The following is a 1,157-nucleotide window of genomic DNA, read 5'->3' as shown; positions in this document are numbered from 1 at the left end:
GACTTTCCCACGTACGCGCCGTCCGAGGAGCATGAGCTGCTGCGGCGTACGGTGCGTGAGCTGGCCGATGCCAAGATCGCTCCTTTCGCGGCGGAGGTGGACGAGGAGTCGCGGTTCCCGCAGGAGGCCCTGGACGCGCTGGCGGCCAATGATCTGCATGCGGTGCATGTGCCCGAATCGTACGGGGGTGCGGGTGCGGATGCGCTGGCGACGGTGATCGTGATCGAGGAGGTGGCGCGGGCGTGTGCGTCGTCGTCGCTGATCCCGGCGGTGAACAAGCTGGGTACGGTTCCGGTGCTGCTGGCGGGGTCGGAGGAGGTCAAGAAGCGGTATCTGGGTCCGGTGGCGCGGGGTGAGGCGATGTTCTCCTATGCGTTGTCGGAGGCGGATGCGGGGTCGGATGCGGCGGCGATGAAGACGCGTGCGGTGCGTGAGGGTGACGCCTGGGTGCTGAACGGCACGAAGATGTGGATCACCAATGCGGGGGTGTCGGAGTTCTACACGGTGATGGCGGTCACCGATCCGTCCGCGGGGGCGCGGGGGATTTCGGCGTTCGTGGTGGAGAGGTCGGATGCGGGGGTGTCGTTCGGGCCCAAGGAGCGCAAGCTGGGGATCAAGGGGTCTCCGACGCGGCAGGTGATTCTGGAGGATGTGCGGATTCCGGCGGATCGGATCATCGGTGCCGAGGGCACGGGTTTCAAGACGGCGCTGGCGACGTTGGACCACACCCGGATCACGATCGCGGCGCAGGCTCTGGGGATCGCGCAGGGTGCGCTGGACTTCGCGTTGGGGTATGTGAAGGACCGCCGCCAGTTCGGCAGGCCGATCGGTGATTTCCAGGGTGTGCAGTTCATGCTGGCCGATATGGCGATGCGGCTGGAGGGTGCCCGGCAGTTGACCTATCACGCGGCGGTCAAGTCCGAGCGTGCGATGCGGGGGGAGAAGGTCGCGGATCTGACGTTCGTGTCGTCGGCGTGCAAGGCGCTGGCTTCGGATGTGGCGATGGACGTGACCACCGATGCGGTGCAGTTGCTCGGCGGGTACGGGTACACGCGGGAGTTCCCGGTGGAGCGGATGATGCGCGACGCCAAGATCACCCAGATCTACGAGGGCACCAACCAGGTCCAGCGCATGGTCATGGCCCGCCAGCTCCTCAA

1 protein-coding gene is annotated in these 1,157 nt (G+C 66.6%); it reads left to right on the top strand.

Features of this window, described 5'->3' with window-relative positions:
- A partial coding sequence (locus ACGFK0_RS37680; RefSeq protein ID WP_392913577.1) for an acyl-CoA dehydrogenase family protein occupies window positions 1–1,157 on the top strand: 1,157 nt, incomplete at both ends.

It is taken from the genome of Spirillospora sp. NPDC048823 (assembly GCF_043198445.1).
Lineage (GTDB): Bacteria > Actinomycetota > Actinomycetes > Streptosporangiales > Streptosporangiaceae > Spirillospora.
This window is presented reverse-complemented; position numbering and strand designations above follow the sequence as displayed.